The following is a 25621-nucleotide window of genomic DNA, read 5'->3' on the forward strand; positions in this document are numbered from 1 at the left end:
AAAAATATAAAAAACACATAAACCATTATGTGTTTTTTATATTTGTAACGAAAAATAGAATCTATGAAAAAGTATTTTAACCTAATCGTTATATATCAATTTTGTTTTGTTTTTTCACAAAGTTATAGTTCATTTACATTTGATTTAAAAGATGGAGATTTACTGTTTCAAGAATCCTATGCTAAAAATATGGATAGCGCAATCAAACAGGTTACTTCAGGCATAGATAATTATAATTTCACCCATGTTGGAGTGGTATATAAAGATTCTATAACAAATTCATTTTATGTAATTGAAGCAACTCATCCCAAAGTACAAATTACACCGCTGGAAGAATTTTTAATTCCAAAAAAATATGAAAATAAACCACCCATTTCTGTTGTTGGGAGATTGAAAGCACCCTATCAAAAGTTAATTCCACAAGCGATAAAAGAAGCTCAAAAATTAGTAGGTAAAGAATACGATGACGCTTTTGATTTAACTAATGATCAATACTATTGTTCAGAGCTTATATATAAAATTTTGTATATATCCAATGACAATAAAGAAGTATTTCCTTTAAATGTAATGACATTTAAATCCTCCGAGACAGGAAAATTTATTCCGTATTGGGAAAGTCATTTTCAAAAATTAGGAATTCCTATTCCGGAAGGAAAATTAGGAATTAATCCGGGAGCTATGTCTAAATCTGATGTCATCGATATCGTTTATTATTATAAACCCTAGATATCAATATGATGTTTTACATACATCATTAATAAATTCTCATTTGTAAATCATTAATTTAACAAATAAATTAAATTTATCTTAAAATTATTTCAATCTCCTTTCTTCAGCTAAACTATTTATCATACATACAGTTTTAATAATCTTCATTTACCTTTAAGTAGTTTATTTAATTGGTATCAAAAATTTATAGATTTTTTGATAGTTTAAATATATTAATAAAAAATTATATATACCATTCAATATTCTTAATCTTCATCCAACTAAATAGAATAAAATTTAAAGATCTAATCTAGTTTTTAAAATTTAGTAATATATTATAATAAGATATATAATTTTTCCATATTAAAATATTCTTCACTTTCATTTCATGTATTTATATCAATTTTTTTAATAAATATCTATATTTATTAATTAGTTAAACTATTTTACTTGTTTTATATAATATAACTATCACAAAATTTACATAAATACTATATAAAAAAATATTTTATTATTGTTTGTTTTTAGTGTTATAACAAATTGTTTATAATATTTAAAATTAAATTTAAATAAAATAAATATAAATTAATAATTATTGTATATTTGTATAAATTATATAGTAATTATTGTATATAAATATAATTTATTTTTCATTTTATATATTTAAATGCTTTAATTATTTGTGAAATTTAATTTTATAGAATAATTAATTTATGAAACACTTTTTACACTTTATTATTTGTTTTCTAATTTTTCAAAACAATAGTATATCACAAACTTTAGATTATACCTCTACTAGCAATCAAATACCGGAAAAAGAATACCAGGCTTTAATAGATATCTATAATCAATTGAATGGCTCCAATTGGGATGGATTTGAAAATTGGAAAAGATGGAACATAACAGAGAATAATTTACATGAGATACCATGGAGTGGAGTAACGGTAGAGAATGGACATGTTACCAAACTTAGTTTAGAGTATTTTAATAATGTAAAAGGTAAGCTGCCGGTAAGTATAAAAAACTTGGAATATTTAAAAACTTTAGATTTATCAATTAATTCCATAGAACAAGAAAATGATTATCAAGGCACAGACTGGAGTATATTATCCGGATTAAAAAATTTAAATACTTTAGCTCTAAATGGATGTAATATACAGGGGCCGTTACCAGAAAGTTGGGGGGATTTACAAAACCTTGAAAGTTTATCAATAGCCTTCGCAAATGTGACCCAAATAAATTCCACCATAGGAGATATGTCAAGTTTAACAACATTAATAATAGCTGGAAATCAAATACAAGAATTACCCACATCAATTTCTAAATGTAAATTTGGATTCTTAGATCTTTCCTTCAATTACTTAAAAAAAGTACCTAAAGAATTGGAAGAAGTAAAAACCTTATATAATTTGAGACTTAATGAAAATCAAATTTCAGAGATAGAAGGTTTCTTGCCTTATAGCATTGGAAACTATGATTTAAGACATCAAAAAATAACCTTACCCTTGTTAGAATATAAAGGAGAAGATATAAAAATAAGCTTACCCCAAATATTTTCATATAACAGAGATAAAAATGATTTTAGCTATGCAGCAGAAATATATCCCGTCATTAGAGATTCTATCATAGAGTCTAGTTTTTTGGAATTTAATCAAGGGGTACTTACCATATCTAAGGAGTTATTGGCTACCATTAACGAAGGAGATGACATATATTTTTTTCAATCCACATATCACCAAAACGGCACCATCATGGGAGGAAATATTCTACGATTTGATGAAGTAAAAGTAGATAATTCTTTGTCCATTGATGAAATTGAAATAGCTGATACTAAAACGTTAAAATTAGTACCGGTTCCTAATAAAGGAATTTTTACCTTGTTGATGAAAGGTAAAGAAGGAAATTTCAATTTGTCAATTTATGATTTAAGCGGACGTAAAATTTATGGTGAAGAAAAAATAAAAGTAACTGATAACTTTAAGAAACTAATTAATATAAGTCCAATTCAGAGTGGAGTATATTATCTGATTTTACATAACAGTAAAGAAGCATATAAACTTAAATTTACAGTAGAATAATTGATTTAATCTCACTAAAAAGCCCTTTTAAAAAAAGGGCTTTTTTATATATTATAAATTATAAAAAATTAAACAGAGATAAAATTATGTGAAATATAAAAATGTAAACTTATTGTAATGTTTAACATATTTTTTATAAATATATTTCCAGTACAAATTTTGTATGGTTAAACTATAACTTTACCAAATATAATGTATATATTGAGAGGTTTGTAAAATTATTTTGTGATTTACATAAAAAATGAAAGAAAGAAAAGTTTCAAAATTTTTACCTTGGATAGCTGCAATGGCTATATTTATGCAATTTCTGGATTCAACCATATTAAATACAGCCCTTCCTTCCATAGCAAAAGACTTACATAAATCTCCTCTCGAAATGCAATCGGTTTTGATAGCTTATGTATTAACGTTAGCATTACTAATTCCTTTAAGCGGTTGGCTTTCAGATAAATTCGGATCTAAAAATATATTTATTTTAGCTATTGCTGTTTTTACCATAGGATCTTTCTTATGTGTAGTTTCTGTATCTCTGAAAATGTTGGTTTGCATGAGAATTGTGCAAGCCATTGGAGGATCTATGATGGTTCCCGTTTCAAGATTAACGTTGATCTATTCCTATCCTAAACATCAACTTTTGAAAGTTATAAATTTTATTACTATTCCCGGATTAATAGGACCGGTTATTGGTCCAACTTTAGGAGGCTGGTTAGTTGAAATTGCTAGTTGGCATTGGATATTTTTAATTAATATCCCTGTAGGTATCATAGGAATTTTAGTTGCCTGGAAAGCCTTTCCAAACTATAAAAAAAATACAGGCAAATTTGATTTTTTCGGATTTATTTTATTCAGTTTAGGTTTAGTATTGCTTTCGTTAAGTTTAGAATTTGCCGGAGAAGGAATGACAGATATAATTAATGTTTTGATTTTATTACTCATAGGTATTAGCTTATTAAGTGTATATGTGATGTATTCAAAAAAAATAGTTCGGCCTATTATCGATTTAAACTTATTTAAAATAAGGACGTTAAAAATTGGAATTATTGGAAATTTGATCACTCGATTAGGTATTGGAGGCGTTCCTTTGATGCTTCCACTTATGTTGCAAGTCGGATTCGGTAAATCACCCACAGTATCAGGAATGATGCTTATATTTTCTGCTATTTCAACCATTTTTGCTAAATCTTGGGTAATCCGGTTGGTAAAGAAATTTGGATATAGAAATTTATTAATCTCAAATACGATAATTTTAGGTTTGTCGATTTCATTATTTTCATTTCCGGATAAAAATACTTCATTGTTTTGGTTGATTCCTATTTTAGTTTTGTATGGCTTTTTTAATTCCATTCAAATGACCTCAATGAATAGCATTTCTCTGGCAGATTTAACTCCCGCTAATGCAAGTGGAGGTAATACGATACTTTCAGTTACACAACAGCTATCCGTGAGTTTTGGAATATCCTTAAGTTCTCTAATTTTAAGGGGATTCAATCAATCGGAAATATTTACCGAAGTAAGTTCAAGCTTTAAAGCAACCCTATTCATTTTGGGTATTATAACCATACTTTCATCCTTCACATTTAAATATTTAAATCCCGAAGATGGAGCAGAGATGTCAGGAATAAAAAAATTCAAGTAACTGAACAGTAAAAATTAATAATATTTATTCATTTTATTTTTATCAACTTTATTTAATATTGTAATAAAATAATAAAATTTTATATTATTATTAATATAGCTTAAATAATTATAATTCATGATAGGATTAATATTTAAATTTTTTTGATATTTATGGATGCAAATGTTTTATATACCCAACTTTTAGCTTAATTTGTTTTTTTAAAAAACCATGTTTATATAAAAATAGGCATAAATATATAAGGTAAATTTGAGGTTATACATATTTGTGTATTTTTGCATTAATAAACATTTTTATATGAAAAAAGTATTTTTAGGTGTAATGGTATGTATACCTATTTTTTTTATTGCACAAAAAAAAACAATTTATTCGCAAAGTGGAATGAGAGTTGATCCCTCTTTAGTTGATGAGAAAGTGGGAGATAGTGTTACTAAAATAAATACCGTTTTTCATTTCAAGAATGATACAAAAAATTACTTCATTAAAATTTTAAATCTAGACGGTAAAACATATGCACAGGGAATAAGTGAGTTTATTAAACTGGATTTTAACAGCAGAAAAGGGGGCGATTTACACCGTAAAGTGCAAAAATTAACCAACATCAAGATAGAAGACGGTAATTTTATTTCAGATCAGGTCAAAGCATCTTTTATATTTTTAAAAGAAAAGGATAAATCTCACAACGAAAGTAATTCGAAAATCAAATTAATGGTTTGTACCAAAGATAAAATCGGAAACAGGAATTGTCGTATTAATGATGATGAAGTTATCTTAACTCCCCAAGAATTTCCCGGAAAATATCCACAAACTGCTTTTACTCGTTTAGGTATTGAAGATTTGAAAGATAAAAAACCGAAAGAGTTGGAATTGATGAAAAATGAAATTTTTGCCAGGTATGGATATAGTTTTTCAAATCCGGATGATGTAAAATATTTTTACAAACAAGATTGGTATGAACCGATTGTTGATAATAAAAATATTGAATTAAATGATTTGGAATCCGATAATGTAGCTATGATTGATTTATTCAAAAAATTGATTACTTATAAAGATATTAATAAGAAAGCGTACAGTCATATTATTCCCTTAGAAACTACAAGTAATACTTTATATGATCAAAAGGCTCTAAAAAGTATTCAATATATTGTTAAAGATAGTCTTTTCGGTAAAAAATGTAAATTAACAGAATTCAATAAACAGGGTATTGCTTTGTTTCAGCATGATTGTGTGGATAAGAAAGATGTGTATGTAAATTATTTTTATAACGATTTTCTTATACAGCACATAGATGATTTAAATGATACCTTTTATTATTATAATGAAAATGGTTTACCTTATAAATCTGTGAAACTCGACTATGCTAATCAAACTACCGAAGAAACCTATTTTGATTATGATGCAAATGAAAATATAACTAAAAAGAATATTTATCAAAATAATGATTTTAACAGCTCCGTTTTGTATGAATATGATGAGGAAGGAAATCTAAAAAAAGAATATTATAAAGATGATGATGGATCGGAACACATGGTTACAGAATATATTTATGATGACGAAAATTTAATGACGGGATATATTAAGGATAAAGACCTTCATTGTGATTATACTTATAATAAATTTAATGATGTTATTTTGGAAACCAAATGTTATAAAATAGTTGATGATATAGAAAACATCAAACAACGAACGGATGTTAAGGTATTAGTGACTAACAGGGGCAAAGACAATCGATTGCTTTCGGTAATATTTAATGAAAAAGACAGCAGAAATTCATCATTAAATATGATTGAAGTTAAATATAACAACTAGCCGTTTGCTGCTATTTAATTATAAGGTATAATTATACTATTAATTATATCTTATAATTGGCTTTATAAAAATAAAAAGTATCTGATTATTAAACAGCTACTTCTGCTTTAATATGAGGATGAGGATCATAGCCATCAATGGAAAAATCTTCGTATTGAAAACTGAAAATATCTTTCCTATCAGGATTGAGATTCAATGATGGAAGCGGTCGAGGCTCACGCGTTAATTGAAGATTTACCTGATCAATATGGTTATTATAAATGTGAACGTCCCCGAAGGTATGTATAAATTCTCCCACTTTTAAATTACATACTTGAGCCACCATATGTAACAGCAAACAATAAGAGGCAATATTAAAAGGCACGCCAAGAAAAACATCTGCACTTCTTTGATACAACTGTAAAGATAACTTTCCGTCAGCCACATAAAATTGAAAAAGTGCATGACAAGGTGCAAGGGCCATTTGAGGGATATCTGCTACATTCCAAGCGGAGACAATAATTCTACGAGAATCCGGATTATTTTTAATTTGATCGATGATTTCCGAGATCTGGTCGATATGTTTTCCATTCGGAGCCCCCCAGCTTCTCCATTGATGCCCGTAAACAGGACCTAAATCTCCATTTTCATCTGCCCACTCATTCCATATACGAACTTTATGATCGTTTAAATACTTAATATTGGTATCTCCTTTTAAAAACCAAAGTAATTCGTAAATGATGGATCGTAAATGGAGCTTTTTAGTCGTAACAAGAGGAAATCCTTTTTGTAAATCGAATCGCATTTGATATCCGAAAGTACTTATTGTACCCGTTCCGGTTCGATCTTGTTTACGAGTTCCTTTATCTAATATATGTTGTAAAAGTTCTATATAGACCTGCATGAACAATGAATTTAAATTATATTTTTTTTCTTAATCTTGCTACAGGAATATTGAGTTGATCTCTATATTTTGCAATAGTTCTTCTTGCTATATTATATCCTTTATCATTAAGTATTTTCATCAAGTTATCATCGGTTAGAGGTTTTTTAGTATCCTCATTTTCAATGACTTCTTGTAAGATGGTCTTAATTTCCCGTGTGGAAACTTCATCGCCTTCTGAATTGGTAAGACTTTCAGAAAATAAATCTTTTATAAGCAAAGTTCCATACGGAGTATTCACATATTTACTGTTGGCAACCCTTGAGATAGTGGATATATCTAAACCGGTGAATTCGGCAATATCTTTCAAAATCATTGGTTTAATTTGTTCTTCATCTCCCGTCAAAAAATATTCCTTCTGATAATCCATAATTGATTTCATGGTAACATACAAGGTTTGTTGACGTTGTTTAACTGCATCGATAAACCATTTAGCAGAATCTAACTTTTGTTTAACAAACATTACCGCATCTTTTTGCTCTCTCGATTTATGTTCAGTATTTTTATATGTATCCAACATTTCAGAATATTCTCTGGAAATTTTTAATTCAGGAGCATTCCTACCATTGAGCGTTAATTCCAAATCTCCGTTTACAATTCTGATTGTAAAATCAGGAATAATTTGTTCCGTATTTTTTGAATTATTAGTAAAAGCCTTTCCCGGTTTAGGGTTCAAGCGTTCAATTTCATTCACCGCGCATTTAAGCTTTTCTTCAGAAATGGAAAATTTTTGCTGTATTTTACTGTAATGCTTTTTTGTAAAAGCATCAAACATTTCATTAATAATCTTGTAAGCCAGTTCCGTGGATTCTGAAGGATTTTTTGCTCTTAGTTGCAATAACAGACATTCTCTGAGGTCTCTGGCTCCAATACCGGTAGGATCTAATCTTTGAATATAATTAGTTAACAGTTTTTCAATAGTCGGAACATCAGTATAAATTCCTTGGGTAAAAGCCAAATCATCCACGATGGATGATAAATCTCTTCGTAAATAGCCATCATCATCTAGATTTCCGACAATAAAATCGGCTATTTCTTCTTCATTTTCCGTTAATCTAAATGTGTGTAATTGAGAACATATATGTTCTTGAAATGATTCATATTGAGCATAGGGTAACTCTTTATCATCATCGTCATCGCTGTAATTATTGGATTGTACCCGATAGCTGGGTACTTCATCATCACTTAGATAATCATCGATATTTATATCCGGAGCTTCAATAATCTCATTGTCTGCGGAATCATCATATTCTTTTTCGGAATCAAAGGAATCAGCAGAATCATAATAATCTTCATTAGAATTATCTTCCAAGGCAGGATTTTCTTCGATTTCTTGTTTTACTACTTCCTCAAATGCAAGGGTGGGAAGCTGAACTAGTTTCATTAGCTGAATTTGCTGAGGAGATAGTTTTAAAAGTTGTTTTAGTCTTAAATCCTGTTTTAACATAAAATAGTTTCTTTATAAAAGTAGATTAAGTAAGGTTTATAAATTCAAATTTACATTATTAATATGTAAGATACAAATAAAGGCATAATTTTTGTAATGAATTTTTTTTTGCTAAAGTCTTAAATTTTTCAATTTATATTAAATTAAAACTTCAGAATATTTTTTTTGGTGATTTTATTTTTTTTAAAGCAATTTTTACTAGTTATTATATAGTAAACATATAATAAAAATATCATTATCTAAGAGGTGATTTAATTAAATTTTTTAGAAATTGCTTTTCATTTAATGGATTTAAGACTAGTAATGAATATATTTTATTCATCAATTCTATAAGAAAATAGTAGAAGAGTTGATAAAATATAAAATTTTGAGACGGTAATAAATAATAATAAAAAAGATGCTTACATATATATAAGCATCTTTTTTATTATTATTAATCAATTTTTAAAATTCAGCGTTTTTAGGGGTTCTAGGAAAAGGTATAACGTCTCTAATATTACTCATACCTGTAACAAATAAAACGAGGCGTTCTAACCCAAGTCCAAATCCTGAATGAGGCACTGTACCGAATTTACGTGTATCTAAATACCACCATAATTCCTTTTCGTCAACATTCATATCTTTCATTTTTTGTTTTAAAATATCAATTCTTTCTTCTCTTTGTGATCCTCCAATAATTTCACCAATACCCGGAAAGAGAACGTCCATAGCACGTACGGTTTTATGATCGTCATTTAAACGCATGTAGAAAGCTTTTATTTTTGCCGGATAATCATATAACACTACCGGACTTTTAAAATGTTTTTCAACTAAATATCTTTCATGTTCAGATTGTAAATCTGCTCCCCATTCATCAATAAGATATTTGAATTTTTTCTTTTGATTCGGTTTCGAATGTTTAAGAATATGAATAGCTTCCGTGTAGCTAAGCCTGATAAATTTATTATTTAATACGAAATCTAATTTTTCAAGTAAATTTTGATCCGATTTTTCTTCTTTCGGTTTTTGTTTTTGCTCTTCTTCAAATCGTTTGTTTAGAAATTCCAAATCTTCTTTACAATTATCAACAGCATATTGGATGCAATATTTTAGAAAATCTTCTGCAAGATCCATATCTTGATCCAAATCATAAAAAGCTACTTCCGGTTCAACCATCCAAAATTCTGCTAAATGTCGAGTAGTATTTGAATTTTCAGCCCGAAAAGTAGGACCGAATGTATAAACTTTTCCTAGACCCATAGCAGCAGTTTCTGCTTCCAATTGTCCTGAAACGGTCAGATTTGTCTTTTTTCCAAAGAAATCTTGAGAAAAATCTGTGTTTCCCTCGTCATTTTTAGGAAGATTATCTAAATTGAAATTGGTAACGGTAAACATTTCTCCCGCGCCTTCAGCATCTGATCCGGTAATTATAGGAGTATTGATATAGCAAAATCCATTTTTATTAAAATATTGGTGAATGGCAAAACTTAAAGCATTTCTAACCCTCATTACCGCAGCAAAGGTATTGGTGCGAAAACGAAGATGTGCTTGCTCTCTCAATTTTTCCAATGAATGTCTTTTAGGCTGTAAGATAGTTTCCTGAACATCTTCAGGATTAGCATATCCGTAAATTTTTATTGTATTGGCTACAACTTCAATCTCTTGTCCCGCTCCTTTGCTTTCAGTAACTTTTCCTTCAACATAAAGAGAAGATGCTGTTGTAATTTGTTTTAAAGTTTCAGTATCAAAATCGTTGTAATTGATTATTATTTGAATATTATTTTGCCCCGAACCATCATTAAGAGCAATAAATTGATTGGAACGAAAAGATCGCACCCATCCTCTAATTACTACTTCTTCCTGTAAAGCTTTTTTTCCTTTAGCTAACAATTCTTTAATACTGTAATCGTTCATTTAATATATTTTAATCGGTAAGCAAATATAAATAAATTTCAACGTATTATATGGTATTACTCCAACCAAATATACATAAGGTTGACTTCTATACTGTTTATTGATAAGTAAATTTAATCGTACTTATATTTATTCATATTTGGTAAAGGGTAGTCGCCGAATAGAGGTGCTAATCGAATAGCCGAATAGATCATATTTGAATATTTATTTCCAATGGCTATAATAGTAACTTTCTCATCCACAAGATGTATAAATATGGCATTGCTTCCATGCCACCATCCGGTATGGTAGATTAATTTTTTGCCGTTTTTAAATACCATTAATCTCATTCCCAATCCGTAGTTTTTAATGTTCGGTATTTCATTACTGTACGGAGTGTACATTTGATCTAATAAGTCTTTACGTAAAAAGTTTGGAGCATACATGGCCTGACTTAATCGGAACAGATCTTCTGGAGTGGTATAAACGTTTTTATCTCCGTAAACTAAATCCAGGTGATTGAATTTATAGGGTCTGCCGTCAGGATAGTAGGATAGATTAGCTTTTTTTAAATCCTTTTCTTGAAGTATATACGAATGTTTCATTCCCAAAGGGGTAAATATCATTGTATTTATAACTTCCGGAAAAGACATGTTGGTCGTTTTCTCTACGATTAAGGCTAACAGAGCAAAATTAGAATTTGAATATGAAAAATGAGTATTCGGTTTATATTGTAGTAATGGAGTATGAGTTGAAAATAAATCTAAAACATCTTCATTGGACATTTTCTTTCTTTTATCCCAAGTGTTAATCAAATCAACCAAATGAGTATATTCCGGAAGACCGCTTCGATGTGTCAATAAATCATGTATGGTTATATCCGAATAGGGGAAATCGGTAAGTATGGTATTTACTTTCTGATCTAAATTTATCTTGTGAGCTTCAACTAATTTCAATACAGCTAAGGAAGTTAAAATTTTGCTTACCGAAGCCACGTGCAGAGAGGTTTGGGGTGAAATTAATGTTTTATCTTCCCAATTGGAATATCCATTATATTTTTCTAACAGTATGGTGTTGCCTCTAGCGACTAAAATACCACCGCTTAAATTTTTTGATTTCCAGACATGAGTGAAATATTTATTCAACTGATATACAATGGTATCGTCTTCCGGAGAATAATTATCCTTTTTAGTAAATATAGAATCAAAATTTATATTGTAATATCCGGGAATTGAAGGTTTTTTATTCTGAACACTTTTATTTACTTCGTAATTTGATTTTTTGCAATTGGTAAAGGTTGTATTAAAAAGGCTTATTAATGATATAATATATATAATTTTTTTATACATTTTTTAATGAATGTTTGAATAATTAGTTCTTCTAAAATGATTTTGCAAGTTAAATTTAATAATCTTAATTATTTCTTAAATAAAATATAAAATGTTATAAAATTAAGTTATATTAAATTGGCAATCTAGATACTTTCTGCCAGCATGCAAATATTTCCTTGTAAAGAACGTGTAAAAATTAAATACATAGTTCCGCCATCAACAAGCTTATATTTTTTCTTAATTTCTTCAGGTTTTAACGGATAATTTCGACTGATTATATTAAATTGTTTATGAATAGTTTTTTTAGGATTAAAATTTTTGTCAATAAGTATGAAAGTACGTCCCGGAAAATTTTCAATTTTGTTTTCTGAAGTGTACATATGGGAATTGGAATGTAACTTATCAATAGTAAATTTAATACCTAATTGTTTAAATGCTCCTGATTTTAATAGGGATGAATTGGGTATATATAGATACGATTTCGGAATGGAATAGGAGGGAACTGGAGATATTTTTTCCTCTTGCCAAAAATAACAAAAATCAGGCTGTCCTGATTCCAGATTGATACAATGTACATAAGGATTGGAGAGGTTTAACTTATCCTCAAGATTCAATTGCACTATTAATTCTTTGGTTTCATTTTTAACTGATACAATATAAATTTTTGAAATCGGTAATTGATCAATTGCTCTTTGAATATCTAGAAGAGGAGAAAGCTTAATAAAAATGGATTTAGAAAATTTAAATAATGTATCTTTTAGGTTTAATATATTGGGGAAAAGATCTTTTAAATCGATTTTTTTATTTTTATTTTCATCACGTCTGGAAGGATCTATATAAATAAAATCGAAATGTGTAGAATTAGTAGAAATAAATTCCTCGGCGGTTTTGTTTATAAAACTCACATTTTTTTTACCAAGTACTGTAAAATTATGTTTTACTATTTCCAGGAGATCGAGATTCGGCTCGACATAATAAAATTCATTGGTATGCTCCGAGAGAAAAAAACTATCAATACCCGTACCACCTGTTAAATCAATACCCTTTTTACCGTTTATAATTGATTGTTTGAATAAAGCCGTACTTTGAGATGAAGCTTGTTCAAGGTTAATATGCGGAGGGTATATGATCTCATTATTCTCATAAAGAAATGGAAATTTTTTTTGAGATATTTTCTTACCTTGAATTTGTTGAATTAATTCAAGAGAAGAGATCCCCGTAAAAGGAGATTTTTTAAACCTTAATTCCGATATATTAGAATTTAGGTGGTTGGTTATATATTCTTGAACTTCTTTATGTAGTAAATGAGTATTTATCACAATTCTTGAATGCTATATATTAGTTACAAAATTACATGATTGTAAATAATTTAAATATTGATTAATATAAAGTACTTTATTTAATTTTAAAATAGATTATTTACCAAAAGATATTAATAGAATCTTTGCAAGATTGAAAGTTTTTTAACTACAAATTTTTCGTAATGGCTTGTACAATTTTAAAACGGTTGAAGAAGCTTTTCATAACGACTCTTAATACAGTATAACCGGGAATTGCGAAAGTAACACCTATAGCACCAAATAAAATACCGAAGATTAACATAACTAAAAAAATCTCCAATGGATGAGATTTGACACTTTTAGCATAAATTAAAGGTTGAAAAATCGCATTATCAATTAATTGTGCAATTAAATATAAAATACTGATCCAAAATATGGTAGGTATAATTTGAGTATTAAAGTCCATACCTAAGGAAAACATACTGCTCATGCTGAGCAAATTGATAATAAAAAAACCAAGCAAAGGTCCTAAATAGGGTATAAGGTTACAAAATGCACAAAACATAGCTATTATTACCATATCTTTAATGTTAAATCCGCCTAAAATAGCTAAGTAAAGTAAAAACATAGAACATATTTGTAAACACAATCCAAGAAAATACCTAGTTAATAAATCTTTAATATTAGAGAGCACCTGAATGACTTTTTTTATGTCATTGGTTGGAGCAGCACCAATGATCATTCTGTTAAATAAGTCTTTTTCTCTTAAAAAGAAAAAAGTAATAAATGTTACAGAAAATATGGAAATACCTAATTCAGCTAAAATCGAAAATCCACTCTGCAGCGTATCCATATGTATTTTAAAATTAAACTTTGAAGTAAATAATTGTGCATAATTATCTTCAAATAAATAGATATGCTTGCTTCGTAAGGCTTCATCAATTAATTTTACTTGTTCTGTTATTGAATTTTGTAATTTATCTGTATCCAACAAAGATAAATTTCCGGCTTGTTCGATGGCTAAAGGAATTACAAAGCTTAAAAAAGTGAGAAGAGTACCCACCATAATTAATAGAGTGATACAAGCAGAAATAGTATTAGATATTCGAACCTTTTCACTTAGAAAATTCATTAAAGGTCTTCCCATTAAAGAAAAGGCAAATGCAACAAAAATATAGCCTAAAACAAATCGAATTTTCCATAATAAAAAAAATAAAAGAACTGTGAGTGCAATAACGGATACAGCGCTAATTATACCTTTACTAATATCTTTGTAATTCATACATTATAAATATCTTTTACCTTATTAATCTTATTCTTACTATTTATCCCATAAACTGGTATTTTTATTTAATATATAGTATATCTTATATGATGCAGTTACTATAAAATTGTTGAAAGTAATAGAATCATATCTTTTTATATTATACTAATTTTTTTTAAAATTATAAAAATATACGTTGTTTTAAGACTTACTAATTAATTTAATAAAGTAATAACGAAATAAATGTTAAAATATGCATTTTAAATGTATTTATTTTAAAAATCTAAAAAAAATATGTTACTTTTTAATTAATCTAAGATTTAAGGGTTAGATTTTGGCGTTATAGAATCATCTTTCGTTACCATGATGAAAATATCTTCATTATTTTTTTTAAAAAAATAATTTTCTCGAGCATATTTTTCTCGAGCTTCTTTATTATTTTTTAAATTTTTATACTGAATATTTTCAGAATCTAGTTTACTTTTATAATATTCTTTTTCATGTTTTAATTTGGAAATTTCATTATTTAATTCTTTATGAGTTAAATAAGAATTTGTATCAAAAAAAAGCATCCAAATAATAAATATAATGGAAAGTATTAAGTAAATACTGGAATACCAGTGTTTACCGAAGATAGATTTTTTATCTGACGATTTATTGCTTTTTTTTTCCATTCTTTAATTAGAACGATTTTTTAAAGTATTTTGGATCACCGTACTTAATACATCAATTGCAACAGTATTTTTTTTCATTGTCGGAATTATAATGTCAGCATAAGCCATAGAGGGTTGTATAAATTCTTCATGCATCGGTTTTAAAGTAGATTGATACCTACTCAATACTTCTTCTAAATCTCTGCCTCTTTCCTGAATATCTCTTCTGATTCTTCTAATTAATCTTTCGTCAGAATCAACATTGACATATACTTTAACATCAAATTCTTTTCTTAATTCAGGATTTGTCAATACTAATATTCCTTCAACAATAAGGATTTCTTTAGGTTGAATAATCGTAACATCTTCCGTTCTGGAATGGGTTATAAAAGAATAAAGAGGCTCTTCAATAGCTTGCCCCGCTTTTAACTTTTTTACATGGTCGATTAATAAATCAAAATCAATAGCTCTCGGATGATCGTAATTTAACAGTTCACGCTCATCAAATGACAACTCAGGATTGTAATGATAATAATTATCTTGAGTGAGTACATTTACACTGTTGGAATCCAATTGATTAAGGATGTTGTTTACAACGGTTGTTTTTCCGGAACCGGTTCCTCCGGCAATACCAATGGTTAACATTTATTTTATTATATTTTTGAGTTTATTTTTTTAAGCAGAAAATAGTGTACCAAAATTTAGCTAAAGTAAATATTAAAGTTCTTTAAGCATACCTTTAAAATCGGATAATGTAGCGTAATTTTTGGTTTTCATAATTTCTTTTAATTCAGAAGATAATTTAGAAAAAATTTTAGTATCGTCTTTCATTAACTGTGTACCAACCTGAACCATGGAAGCCCCGCATAAGATGTGTTCAAAAACATCTCTACCGGTTTCAACTCCCCCACATCCGATAATAGAAATATCTTTTCTTAATAATTTATAAAACATTCTAACATTAGCTAAAGCAGTAGGTTTTACATAAGCCCCTCCAATTCCTCCAAAACCTCCTTTAGGTTTTATAACAACGGATTCATCTTCAATGTACAAGGCATTTCCGATACTATTGATGCAGGTTACGAATTGAATCGGGTATTTATTTAAAATTTCGGCAACCATTTCAAAATGTACCATATCAAAGTATGGAGGCAGCTTAACACCTAAAGGTTTTGTATAAAATGAAAATACCTTATTCAAAACTTCTTCAGTTCTTTCAAAATCATAACCTGTTTGTGGTTTTCCCGGTATATTTGGGCAAGATAAATTTAATTCAACCAAACCTTGAAAATCAGACTTTTCAATTTGGTTCAACATTTCTATATTATCTTCTAAAGTTAAACCGGCAACTGAAAAAAATAAGTTATCATTTCCTTCTTTGTGTTCATTAAGAACATAATCAAGATAAAATTCAAAACCTAAATTTGGTAATCCCATTGAATTAATGCTTCCTAATTTTAAATCAACATATCTAGGAGACGGGTTACCTTCTCTAGGAGATAGGGTACAGCTTTTAGTTATCCAAGTTCCTGAACCTGAGTTTTTCATGTTCGATAACTCTTCTAACGTCATACATTTTACACCCGATGCATTCATCAAACAGTTACTGAAATTTTTATTGGAAATGGTTGTTTCTAAAGATATCATTACTATATTTTTTGCAAATATCAGAATATTTATGGTGAATAGAAAGTTATTTACTATTCACTCTTTAAAAAAGTTATTATAAAAGTTACTACTTGCTTTATTCTCGATCTTTAAATAAAATTCTTTATAGCTGTAACATAATTCAGTATTTTATTTTTATTGGCTTGTTTAATCTAAAATAATAGGTAAAAATTGTTAATAATTTATTATTAAGGGTATAATATTTGTATTTATTGCTAAAAGTAGAAATAAATTTTTTATTTGATTTTTTAAATAAATATAAATTTTCAAATGAGAACAATTTAAAATTTAAATTTCAACCTAATATTCAACGTAATCATTAATTGTTTAAAAATATTAGAATCAATAAATGTTAATATAAAAAAAATTAAAAATTATATATATGGAAGAACAAAATTCAAAATTGCAATGTAATAATACTTTCAATTCTTCAGTTTCAAATGATAATAGAAAAGAAGGATTACCAAATAATCATATGGTATTTGCGATTACTTCAACTATACTAAATGCCGTAACTTGTAATTTTATGGGGCTAATATTTGGCGTTATAGCAATAGTTTTTGCTGATCAGGTAAAAACAATTTATAATTCGGGAGATTATCTTGGATCTATACTTAAATCCAAAAATACACGAGTATTGTCAATAATTTCTTTAGTAATATTTTTTTCAGGAATTTTAATTTTTATTTTATATATACTTTTCATAATATTTTTTGGTAATATTTCTTATTATGAAGGATGGTATAAGAATTCTTAAATTTTATCATTTGAATTTTATTCTATATTGGATAAAAATTAATTTGATATAATTAAATTTGATATAATTAAATTTGATAAATTTTTAATATTGCCTAATGTTATTTAGAATTTTTCATAAAAAAATTTTAGTTTTTTTTATCTTACTGACTTTTATTACTTTTTTATGTATTTATTATTATGCTATAAATCCCAATAAATCAAATTTGGCAATACCTTGTATGTTTAAATCATTAACCGGACTAAATTGTACGGGTTGTGGCGGGCAAAGAGCTTTTCATTTTTTATTACATGGAGAATTTTTACAAGCATCACGTTATAATATTTTAATATATTTTCTACCTTTTCTTTTATATGTATTATTTGCATCAATTCAGATGTATATTTTTAAAAGTAAAAAGTATGTTATCAAATTTATATTTTCAAATGAAATTGGAATACTGATTTTAGTGTTTCTAATTATTTTTACTGTTTTAAGAAATATCCCTTATCAACCATTTATATATTTAGCTCCTCCTAAATAAATACTATTTAATATAATAGGATAAAAACATAAAAATAAGATAATCCTTTTTTAGTATTTTGTTACTTTGTACCTTTGTTAAAGATTGCATTCTGCATTTTTTAAACAAAAAACATAATATTAAATGAGTAGATATACTATAACTACAGCACTTCCCTATGCAAATGGCCCTTTACATATAGGTCATTTAGCAGGAGTATATATACCTGCGGACGTGTATGCCCGATTTTTAAGAAGAAATGATCATGATGTTATATTAATAGGGGGGTCAGATGAACACGGAATTCCAATTACGATAAGAGCGAAAAAAGAAGGTGTTACTCCTCAAGATGTGGTAGATAGGTATCATGAATTAATGAAGCAAACATTTACGGAATTAGGAATTTCGTATGATAACTATTCGCGTACTACGGCTCCTATACACATTAAAACAGCTCAAGAATTTTTTTTAAAACTATACGAGGATGGAAAATTTATTGAAGAAGAAACAGAACAATATTTTGATGAAAAAGCAAATGAATTTTTAGCAGATCGATATATTGTAGGAACCTGTCCTAAATGTGGTAATACAAACGCATATGGTGATCAATGCGAAAAATGTGGTTCCACATTGAGTCCGGATGAACTAATCAATCCTCATTCCATGTTAAGTGGTGAGAAACCTATTTTGAAAAAGACGAAGCATTGGTATTTACCCCTTAACGAATATCAAGAATTTATTTCCGATTGGATATTAAAAGGTCATAAAAAAGATTGGAAACCCAATGTTTACGGTCAAGTGAAATCATGGTTGGAAGAGGGACTTAAACCTCGTGCCATGACTCGAGATTTAGACTGGGGAGTGCCCGTGCCTTTAGAAGGAGAAAAAGGTAAAGTTCTATATGTTTGGTTTGATGCCCCGATAGGATATATTTCCTCCACCAAAGAGTGGGCGGAAAGAACAGGAAAAGATTGGAAACCTTATTGGCAAGATAAAGAAACCAAGCTGGTTCATTTTATTGCAAAAGATAATATTGTTTTTCATTGCATAATTTTTCCGGCTATGTTGAAAGCTCATGGGGAATATATATTACCGGACAATGTACCGGCTAATGAGTTTTTAAATTTAGAAAACGATAAAATATCAACCTCAAGAAATTGGGCGGTTTGGGCGCATGAATATCTTGCAGATTTTCCGGGAAAACAAGATTCTTTACGATATACTTTACTAGCCAATGCACCTGAAACAAAAGATAATAATTTTACTTGGAAAGATTTTCAAACTAAAAATAATTCTGAACTAGTAGGAATTTTTGGTAATTTTATAAATAGGGTATCCGTCCTAATTAATAAATATTATGATGGAGAAATACCCGAAGTTGGAAATAACTTTCATTCCGAAGAATTAGAATATCTTTCGAAAATATCCAAAGAAATATCAACTTATTTATCTAACTACGAATTTAGGAACGGTTTAAGTTCTTTAATGAATTTAGCTCGTTTAGGAAATAAATTTTTACAAGAGAAAGAGCCGTGGAAAAAAATTAAAGATGAACCGGAAAAAGTAAAAGAAACTTTATACGTATCAGCTCAAATTGCTGCTTATCTAGGGGAATTATCTGAGCCATTTATACCTTTTTCTTCTCAAAAAATAATGAATGGATTAAATTTAACTTATCATTCATGGAAAGATCTTGAATCAGGTAAAATCTTGTTACCTTCCGGAAGTAAAATAAATCTTATACCCCTTCTTTTTGATAAAATTGAAGATAAACAAATTGATTATCAAATTGAAAAATTAGAAAATTCAAAAAAACAAAATGCTTCTCTAAATAATAACCGGGCCGAACTTCAAAAAGATAATATCACATTTGATGAATTTGAAAAGATTGATTTAAGAATAGGTACCATATTGGAAGCCAAAAAGGTTGAAAAAGCTGATAAATTACTGCAATTTAAAGTAGATACAGGAATAGATGTTCGAACTATTGTATCGGGAATTGCAGAAAGCTTTACCCCTGAAGAATTAGTTGGTAAGCAGGTTACCGTACTTCTTAATTTAGCTCCCAGAAAAATACGCGGCATTGAAAGTCAAGGGATGTTACTTTTATCAAAGAATATAGATGGAAAATTTTCATTTATAACGCCTGATGATGCCATTGAGAATGGTACATTAGTTAAATAAATGAGCTGTATTAAAATAATAAAAACTCCTTATATAAAGGGGTTTTTATTTTATTAATTTATATTATTTAAATATAATAAATAATATTTATTTTATTGTTAAAAAGGGCAGTGGTATAATTTTTGCATTTTTATTAAAAATTTTAACACTAAAAAATATGGAATGTTTATTTAATTCAATTTCTGAATTTATTAGTCCAGAAATTGTGTCCAATATTTCTAAAATTTTAAATGAAAAGGAATCAAACATTATTCAAGCCCTTCATACTACAACAGCAAGTATACTTGAATTAATTTTAGAAAAAGGAGAGCAAAAAAAACTTGAATCTATATTTAAAGGTATAGGTACAATGAACATATTATTTAGTGTTTCAAATTTATTTTTGGATCCAACGAATTTAAAGAAGCATTGTGCAAGTTCTAAGTTTTTAATTTTTTTACTTAAAGATCGATTAGAAGAATATTATTCGTTGATTGCCTCTTCCTCTCAAATATCTATAGTAAATTCCAAAAATATAGTGAATAAATTAGGTTTATTAATATCCGCCTTCCTAGGTGAAAAAATAATTTCTAATATAAGTTATGTTACTATTTTAAATCAATTGCAAGATGAAAGGAATGACTTTCAGATATATATACCTTTTGAAATGTCAGAAATTTTAGATGAATTTAATGTTAAGGCTTATCTAGAACAGAAATTTTGGATGTCGTTTTTTTGATGATAGCGATTTATAAACCAATTTGTTGACTTTTCTAAACAATGAATAAATTATATACATTAAATAAGTTTTACATTATCTCACCGATTATTTATATTGCAAATTAAATAATACATTTGATATATAAAGAATATTTATGCATCATACCATTGCATTTTACAATGTTGAAAATTTATATGTTTCTGGAAATAATAAAAATATTGGAGATTTACCTTTTCAGGGTAGTCGTTCCTGGAACATTTCAAGATATAAAAATAAATTAACTAAAATAGCCAAAACCATTAGTCGTATAGGAGAAGAAGAAACTCAAAAGTTACCAACGTTTTTTGGTTTATGTGAAATTGAAAATAAAAAGGTGATAGATGAACTTCTTGAAGAATTTCCTTTTAAAGCTAATTATGGGTATGTTCATAAAGACTCATTGGATGAAAGAGGTATAGATACTGCTTTTTTTTACAATAAAGAATTCTTTACTATTGAAGATTCAGAATTTATAAGAATTCCTATATTTAATAGTGATGGTAGTAGAGATTATACAAGAGATATTACGTATGCAAAGGGAAAGCTAGAAAATATTACCATTCATTTTTTTGTATTGCATTTACCCTCTAAACGAGAAAATAATATTAATGTATCTAAACGTATTCATATACTTCACGAATTAAGAAAAAAAATAAATGAAATTTTTGATAAAGATATCTTAGCAAATATTATTATAATGGGTGATTTTAATGAAGATCCTACCACCACCTATTTATATCAACAGCTTTGGAATAAAAAAACGATACAAGAATTAAAAGAACGCGAATTATATAATCCCTTTGAGAATTTATATAAAAGAGATTTATACAGTACCTTTCATGAAGGAAAAGGGATGCTTTTTGATCAAATTATTTTTTCCAAATCTTTTTTCGATGTAAACAGCAAGCTCAGATATTCAAATTCCAATGTATTTAATCCTCCATTTCTTCAAAGTCCGGATAGGGAAAAATTAGGAACCCCTTGGCGGACCTATACAGGAAGTAGATATTTAGGGGGGTATAGTGACCACTTTCCTGTATATGCTATTATTGAAAATATAAAGTAAAAATAAGATTTTATATTTTATACTTTGAAATATTTCTTTTTCAACATATAGATAATATCTTTTTGAGTAATGAATATTTCATCAATAAGGGTATCTGACTCATTCATTACCGGTTTATCTTTAGAAATATCATTCGAATCTAATAACATAGATCCATTACCTGTAAGCAGCCAAGTAGGATTTAATTCTGGAAACGTATGTAAAATTTTTTCAATCGTATCTGTATGTAAACCGGACTTGTTCCTTCTAGCCCTTCCGATAAGTCCAACAGATAAATTTGCTAACTTAGTTAGTTTGTTATCATTTAGGTTTTTATAAACCATAAAATCTAGTAATCTGTCAATAGTAGTTTTATGTTTATTTTCCATAATTTAATGAATAAAATAATGAATATATAAAAAATAAGGTATGTTTATTAATAGTACAAAATTAAAAAAAAAGTTTTATATTGATAATTTTCAAGATTAAATATTTATATTTACAATTTAAATAGTTGTGTAACTGCTTCAATATATGATACAAAAAGATTTTTTAGAGAATATTATCGAAATTTTTAAACAGAATGATAAATTTGAATATGTTGACTTTAAAGTTGATATAAATCAAAATACTATAAAAATTATATATTTAATAGAACCCAAATATTATATTTTATTTAAAGATGAAAATTATTTCATTGAAAAAAAAGATAACGAAAAATACACTATTTCAGGAGAAGCAGTTCCCGGCAGATTTTCAATGCATGAAGATTTCATTATAGATTCAATTGCTAACGTATATGTAAAAATAGAAAAGTGGTTGGAAGTTATTTGGAATGAAATTTCATTAGCTTCACCATTAGGTCTTTTGGCTGAAGAACAAGAACAAATAGACAAAATTTGTGAAAAATTTGATGAATATGATGATTATTTCAATACGGAAGAAATTATAAGAATTAAACAAAAACTTAAACTCCTTAGAAAAAAGCTTGAAGAAGAAATAACATCTATTGTTGATGACGAAGAGATTAGCAGATTGGAAATTCAAAAAATGAATAAGAATTTTGATACATTGGAACAAATATTACCTTCACTAAAAAAGAAAGGGTGGGTGAGAAGCCTGACCGGAAGAGTATTCCATAATATGAAAAGGTTATTGGATCTTAGACAAAAATTAATATTGGATTCCTACAATATGCATAAAGAAGAATAGAAAGTTAATTTATCTATTAGTAATTTTTATAATGCTATTATAAATTTCTATATGGAAAAAAATCTATTAAATAAAGATTCAAGGATAAAATATATAGTTAAAATTTTCTAAAATTTTATACACATAATTTTATAATAATTTTAACATTGCTCATTTTTTGTCTCTTTTTGTTGTATAATTGCTTAATAATCAAATAAATATTTTTTTTTCAGAATTGAAAATATATAGTTTTTTGTCAATAATTGATTAAATGAATTTAAGCGGTTTTGGATATTAGAAAAAAATCTATAACTTTGTAATCAAATAAATGAGGCTAAGGAAAATAAAGATTAACGTAATTAAATTAAAAACTAAATATAATATTATATTAAGATATAAACACTAAAAACTAAAAATTATTAATTTAACACTAAAGCTTAACACACTTTAACACTAATAACTTTATTAGAATTAATTAATTAACGCTTTTAACACTAAAATTATTAATTAACACTAAGACTTAACACACACACTTTAACACTAAAAGCTTAGAAGAATTATTAATTAATTAACACTAAAACTCAATTTTGAAATTGAAAGATCATAATTGATTGAGTATTTATTAGAAAAGTCATCTTTTTAACACAAAAAGGTGACTTTTTGCTTTGCAATATACATATAATAAATTAAATGATATTTATTTTTTTATAAAATTTATAAAAAAAACAGACTATTAAAATAGCCTGTTTAAATATATTATTAAGAATGAGATTAATACATTATATCATAATATATACTACAATGTTTTAACTTATTTTTTAGCTCCCTTTTCTTCTGATTCTTTTTTCAGTATTTCATCAAACTTTTCTAAAGTAACAGTTTTTTCTTTTTTCTGAATTTTTGAATCAAAAATTTTGAATAATTCTTGTTGAATTAAGTTACCGGACGATTGACGAACATGTTCTTCATTTTTCATTGCATTCGCAACATATTTGTCTAACTCTGAATCAGGAATATCTACATATCCATACATTGCAAATTGTTGTTTCATTTGATTTTTAGTGAATTCAACCAAATCATTATATTGTACGCTTACCTGATTATCTGAAAGAATTTGACCTTCAATTAATTGATAACGTAAAGCTTTTGCGGATTTTTCATATTCTACATCCGCTTCTTCGTCGGTCATTGGTTCTTTGGACTTGCTTTTAATGAATTTTTTCAAAAATTCAGTCGGTAAATCGAATTGTATAGTATCTAATAACCATTCAACAGAATCATTCATGAATTTAGTATCAGATTCCTTTTTATAGTAATTTTCGATTTCTTCTTTAATTTTAGCTCTTAATTCTTCTTCGCTCTTAATTTTATCTTTACCGTAAACTTTATCAAAAAGATCTTGATTTAATTCCGCTTTTGTTCTAATAGAAGTTTTTTCAACAGTAATTTTTAAATTGGCATTAAAGTGATGAGCATCTTCATGGGAAAGCCCAAAGAAATGTTGAAGTTGATGTACATCATTAAATAAATCTTGAGCCTTGATAGTAATTACATCACCTTTTTTCTTACCTAAAAAAGAATCTTTATTCTTTAAATCGTCTACCATAAAAGTTATAGTAGTATTTACACCACCTTCTACAGGGTTTCCTTCAGCATCAATTTCTTCTACTTCTCCTACAAAATTTCCACCTTCTTCAATTGTGTCAGCATCTACAATTTCTCCAAATTGAGTTTGCATTCTTGCAACAGTATCATCAATCTCTTTTTCAGTAGCCTCAATTTTATAATAAGGGATTTTAGCTTTTGAAAGATCAACTTTGAATTCAGGAGCTAATCCTAATTCAAATTCAAAGGTCATATCTTGAGCATTGGTATCCAATTCATTATTTTCTTTGGGCAAAGGTTGCCCTAAAATGGATAATTTATTTTCAGAAATGAAGTTACTTAAAGCATCATTTAAAACTTTGTTGATTTCTTCAAAAGTTACCGCACCTTCATATTGTTTTTTAACAATACTCATCGGAGCTTTTCCTTTTCTGAAGCCAGGCATATTCAGCTTTTTACGATAATCATTAAGTGATTTCTCAACGTTGGGTTTATAATCTTCCGGCTTAATGGTGATTTTAACAATAGTATTTAAATCATCTATTTTGTTTTGTGTAACGTTCATTTATATTCTAATTTATAAGCGGGCAAATTTACAAAAACTATTTAAAAAAAGGAAATATTTTAACACTAAGGATAAAATTGAAATCATATTTAATTCTCAATAAATCTGTCATTTATCAAAATTATACTTCCTAGATTTTATGTATTTTTTTAAGTAATTAATAAAAAATGTTTAATATGTTATTGTTTACTATTGTATAAATAAATGGTTAATAAAGATAAACATGAATATTAAATTATACAGTTTTATAAATGGTTTAAACAAAATTTATTTAGATAAATAAAAAAAATCTGATCAATCACTTAATTTTAAAAAAGAAAATATAGATTTACTATCAAAATATACAATTAGTTAATTAAATACCG

General features: G+C 27.3%; 21 protein-coding genes. 10 read left to right on the forward strand and 11 right to left on the reverse strand.

From position 1 onward, the window contains the following. The first annotated feature begins 63 nt into the window (after positions 1 to 63). From GYM72_RS04105 to GYM72_RS04120, 4 genes are all read left to right on the forward strand, one after another. Positions 64 to 726, forward strand: coding sequence for a YiiX/YebB-like N1pC/P60 family cysteine hydrolase (locus GYM72_RS04105; RefSeq protein WP_220264801.1), 663 nt, complete (start codon positions 64 to 66; stop codon positions 724 to 726). A 695-nt stretch (positions 727 to 1421) separates the two neighbouring features. After that, positions 1422 to 2786, forward strand: coding sequence for a T9SS type A sorting domain-containing protein (locus tag GYM72_RS04110; RefSeq protein WP_220264802.1), 1365 nt, complete (start codon positions 1422 to 1424; stop codon positions 2784 to 2786). A 241-nt stretch (positions 2787 to 3027) separates the two neighbouring features. After that, positions 3028 to 4422, forward strand: coding sequence for a DHA2 family efflux MFS transporter permease subunit (locus tag GYM72_RS04115; protein WP_220264803.1), 1395 nt, complete (start codon positions 3028 to 3030; stop codon positions 4420 to 4422). 297 nt (positions 4423 to 4719) lie between these two features. Beyond that, positions 4720 to 6231, forward strand: coding sequence for a YARHG domain-containing protein (locus GYM72_RS04120; protein WP_220264804.1), 1512 nt, complete (start codon positions 4720 to 4722; stop codon positions 6229 to 6231). Between the two features lie 88 nt (positions 6232 to 6319). Here the strand turns inward: GYM72_RS04120 and GYM72_RS04125 are convergent, their stop codons facing one another. The 9 genes from GYM72_RS04125 to GYM72_RS04165 all read right to left on the reverse strand — a co-directional run bounded on the left by GYM72_RS04125 (position 6320) and on the right by GYM72_RS04165 (position 16647). Then, entirely contained in the window at positions 6320 to 7114 is a 795-nt protein-coding gene (locus tag GYM72_RS04125) for a thymidylate synthase (protein WP_220264806.1), read from the reverse strand. Between the two features lie 16 nt (positions 7115 to 7130). Continuing rightward, positions 7131 to 8600 (reverse strand): RNA polymerase factor sigma-54, encoded by a 1470-nt coding sequence (gene rpoN, locus GYM72_RS04130; RefSeq protein WP_220264807.1) that lies wholly within the window; start codon positions 8598 to 8600, stop codon positions 7131 to 7133. Between the two features lie 444 nt (positions 8601 to 9044). Then, the gene (gene asnS, locus GYM72_RS04135; RefSeq protein ID WP_220264808.1) at positions 9045 to 10493 is read right to left on the reverse strand and encodes an asparagine--tRNA ligase; all 1449 of its coding nucleotides are present in this window, start codon (positions 10491 to 10493) and stop codon (positions 9045 to 9047) included. Between the two features lie 113 nt (positions 10494 to 10606). Then, entirely contained in the window at positions 10607 to 11821 is a 1215-nt protein-coding gene (locus GYM72_RS04140; RefSeq protein WP_220264809.1) for a serine hydrolase, read from the reverse strand. A 125-nt stretch (positions 11822 to 11946) separates the two neighbouring features. Beyond that, positions 11947 to 13122 (reverse strand): class I SAM-dependent methyltransferase, encoded by a 1176-nt coding sequence (locus GYM72_RS04145; RefSeq protein ID WP_220264810.1) that lies wholly within the window; start codon positions 13120 to 13122, stop codon positions 11947 to 11949. 148 nt (positions 13123 to 13270) lie between these two features. Beyond that, complete coding sequence (locus GYM72_RS04150) at positions 13271 to 14365, reverse strand: AI-2E family transporter (RefSeq protein ID WP_105297494.1); 1095 nt, start codon at positions 14363 to 14365, stop codon at positions 13271 to 13273. A 302-nt stretch (positions 14366 to 14667) separates the two neighbouring features. Then, entirely contained in the window at positions 14668 to 15021 is a 354-nt protein-coding gene (locus GYM72_RS04155; protein WP_160542186.1) for a septum formation initiator family protein, read from the reverse strand. Positions 15022 to 15024: 3 nt separating this feature from the next. After that, positions 15025 to 15645 (reverse strand): uridine kinase, encoded by a 621-nt coding sequence (gene udk, locus GYM72_RS04160; protein ID WP_160542185.1) that lies wholly within the window; start codon positions 15643 to 15645, stop codon positions 15025 to 15027. A gap of 72 nt (positions 15646 to 15717) precedes the next feature. Further along, positions 15718 to 16647 carry a dihydroorotate oxidase gene (locus GYM72_RS04165; protein WP_220264811.1) on the reverse strand — a complete coding sequence of 310 codons (930 nt, stop codon included), beginning with the start codon at positions 16645 to 16647 and terminating at the stop codon, positions 15718 to 15720. A gap of 403 nt (positions 16648 to 17050) precedes the next feature. Here GYM72_RS04165 and GYM72_RS04170 point away from each other — a divergent pair, with 403 nt between their 5' ends. From GYM72_RS04170 to GYM72_RS04190, 5 genes are all read left to right on the forward strand, one after another. Further along, a complete protein-coding gene (locus GYM72_RS04170; RefSeq protein WP_220264812.1) occupies positions 17051 to 17425 on the forward strand; it encodes a CD225/dispanin family protein in 375 nt (124 codons plus the stop codon). 220 nt (positions 17426 to 17645) lie between these two features. Further along, the gene (locus tag GYM72_RS09980; RefSeq protein ID WP_220264813.1) at positions 17646 to 17948 is read left to right on the forward strand and encodes a DUF2752 domain-containing protein; all 303 of its coding nucleotides are present in this window, start codon (positions 17646 to 17648) and stop codon (positions 17946 to 17948) included. A gap of 123 nt (positions 17949 to 18071) precedes the next feature. Then, a complete protein-coding gene (gene metG / locus GYM72_RS04180) occupies positions 18072 to 20111 on the forward strand; it encodes a methionine--tRNA ligase (protein ID WP_220264814.1) in 2040 nt (679 codons plus the stop codon). A 157-nt stretch (positions 20112 to 20268) separates the two neighbouring features. Further along, on the forward strand, positions 20269 to 20829 hold the full coding sequence (locus GYM72_RS04185; RefSeq protein WP_220264815.1) for a hypothetical protein: 561 nt from the start codon (positions 20269 to 20271) through the stop codon (positions 20827 to 20829). Between the two features lie 136 nt (positions 20830 to 20965). Beyond that, the gene (locus tag GYM72_RS04190; protein ID WP_220264816.1) at positions 20966 to 21916 is read left to right on the forward strand and encodes an endonuclease; all 951 of its coding nucleotides are present in this window, start codon (positions 20966 to 20968) and stop codon (positions 21914 to 21916) included. 17 nt (positions 21917 to 21933) lie between these two features. Here the strand turns inward: GYM72_RS04190 and GYM72_RS04195 are convergent, their stop codons facing one another. Beyond that, positions 21934 to 22284 (reverse strand): hypothetical protein, encoded by a 351-nt coding sequence (locus GYM72_RS04195; protein ID WP_160565293.1) that lies wholly within the window; start codon positions 22282 to 22284, stop codon positions 21934 to 21936. A gap of 145 nt (positions 22285 to 22429) precedes the next feature. On the opposite strand from GYM72_RS04195, the gene GYM72_RS04200 reads away from it, so the two are divergent. Continuing rightward, positions 22430 to 23107 (forward strand): hypothetical protein, encoded by a 678-nt coding sequence (locus GYM72_RS04200; protein WP_160565291.1) that lies wholly within the window; start codon positions 22430 to 22432, stop codon positions 23105 to 23107. Between the two features lie 790 nt (positions 23108 to 23897). Here the strand turns inward: GYM72_RS04200 and tig are convergent. Further along, on the reverse strand, positions 23898 to 25256 hold the full coding sequence (tig, locus tag GYM72_RS04205; protein WP_220264817.1) for a trigger factor: 1359 nt from the start codon (positions 25254 to 25256) through the stop codon (positions 23898 to 23900). Between the last annotated feature and the right edge of the window lie 365 nt (positions 25257 to 25621).

It is taken from the genome of Apibacter sp. ESL0404 (genome assembly GCF_019469245.1).
Taxonomy (GTDB): Bacteria; Bacteroidota; Bacteroidia; order Flavobacteriales; family Weeksellaceae; genus Apibacter.

Coding starts and splice junctions, on each gene's coding strand:
- metG (WP_220264814.1), top strand. CDS start 18,072: ATGAGTAGATATACTATAACTACAGCACTTCCCTATGCAAATGGCCCT.
- rpoN (WP_220264807.1), bottom strand. CDS start 8,600: ATGTTAAAACAGGATTTAAGACTAAAACAACTTTTAAAACTATCTCCT.
- GYM72_RS04195 (WP_160565293.1), bottom strand. CDS start 22,284: ATGGAAAATAAACATAAAACTACTATTGACAGATTACTAGATTTTATG.
- GYM72_RS04105 (WP_220264801.1), top strand. CDS start 64: ATGAAAAAGTATTTTAACCTAATCGTTATATATCAATTTTGTTTTGTT.
- asnS (WP_220264808.1), bottom strand. CDS start 10,493: ATGAACGATTACAGTATTAAAGAATTGTTAGCTAAAGGAAAAAAAGCT.
- GYM72_RS04155 (WP_160542186.1), bottom strand. CDS start 15,021: ATGGAAAAAAAAAGCAATAAATCGTCAGATAAAAAATCTATCTTCGGT.
- GYM72_RS04140 (WP_220264809.1), bottom strand. CDS start 11,821: ATGTATAAAAAAATTATATATATTATATCATTAATAAGCCTTTTTAAT.
- GYM72_RS04200 (WP_160565291.1), top strand. CDS start 22,430: ATGATACAAAAAGATTTTTTAGAGAATATTATCGAAATTTTTAAACAG.
- GYM72_RS04165 (WP_220264811.1), bottom strand. CDS start 16,647: ATGATATCTTTAGAAACAACCATTTCCAATAAAAATTTCAGTAACTGT.
- GYM72_RS09980 (WP_220264813.1), top strand. CDS start 17,646: ATGTTTAAATCATTAACCGGACTAAATTGTACGGGTTGTGGCGGGCAA.
- GYM72_RS04120 (WP_220264804.1), top strand. CDS start 4,720: ATGAAAAAAGTATTTTTAGGTGTAATGGTATGTATACCTATTTTTTTT.
- GYM72_RS04150 (WP_105297494.1), bottom strand. CDS start 14,365: ATGAATTACAAAGATATTAGTAAAGGTATAATTAGCGCTGTATCCGTT.
- tig (WP_220264817.1), bottom strand. CDS start 25,256: ATGAACGTTACACAAAACAAAATAGATGATTTAAATACTATTGTTAAA.
- GYM72_RS04110 (WP_220264802.1), top strand. CDS start 1,422: ATGAAACACTTTTTACACTTTATTATTTGTTTTCTAATTTTTCAAAAC.
- udk (WP_160542185.1), bottom strand. CDS start 15,645: ATGTTAACCATTGGTATTGCCGGAGGAACCGGTTCCGGAAAAACAACC.
- GYM72_RS04170 (WP_220264812.1), top strand. CDS start 17,051: ATGGAAGAACAAAATTCAAAATTGCAATGTAATAATACTTTCAATTCT.
- GYM72_RS04115 (WP_220264803.1), top strand. CDS start 3,028: ATGAAAGAAAGAAAAGTTTCAAAATTTTTACCTTGGATAGCTGCAATG.
- GYM72_RS04190 (WP_220264816.1), top strand. CDS start 20,966: ATGCATCATACCATTGCATTTTACAATGTTGAAAATTTATATGTTTCT.
- GYM72_RS04185 (WP_220264815.1), top strand. CDS start 20,269: ATGGAATGTTTATTTAATTCAATTTCTGAATTTATTAGTCCAGAAATT.
- GYM72_RS04125 (WP_220264806.1), bottom strand. CDS start 7,114: ATGCAGGTCTATATAGAACTTTTACAACATATATTAGATAAAGGAACT.